Origin of the sequence: Shewanella sp. CAL98-MNA-CIBAN-0140 (assembly GCF_040309905.1) — a bacterium.
Lineage (GTDB): Bacteria > Pseudomonadota > Gammaproteobacteria > Enterobacterales > Shewanellaceae > Shewanella > Shewanella psychromarinicola.
This window is the reverse complement of record NZ_JBEOPI010000192.1, coordinates 1-265: the sequence shown is the minus strand read 5'-3', so window position 1 is coordinate 265 and position 265 is coordinate 1. Positions and strand designations below refer to the sequence as shown.

The following is a 265-nucleotide window of genomic DNA, read 5'->3' as shown; positions in this document are numbered from 1 at the left end:
CATCTGTACCTTGCTGCAGTTTGCCCCACAGTGCACTTGCTGGAATGCCGTCTGCGGTCAACTTGTCCGTATTAAGCGTGCGCTGACTGATGTTTTGCGTGATACCAAAGCCGTATGAGGCGACACGATGTGATAGCGGGGTGATATCAATATCAAGCTGATGCTGGCTGCCGAAACTGAAACTGACCTTGCCCTCATCTTCACTGTCTTTTGATAATACATCTTCTATCGCCATAAAGTTGATGGCAAAGGGAAAGTATAGCTC

1 pseudogene is annotated in these 265 nt (G+C 47.9%); it reads right to left on the bottom strand.

Annotation, left to right across the window (positions count from 1 at the left end):
• A pseudogene (locus AAEY93_RS20710) lies at positions 1-265 on the bottom strand (hypothetical protein); the annotation flags it as partial.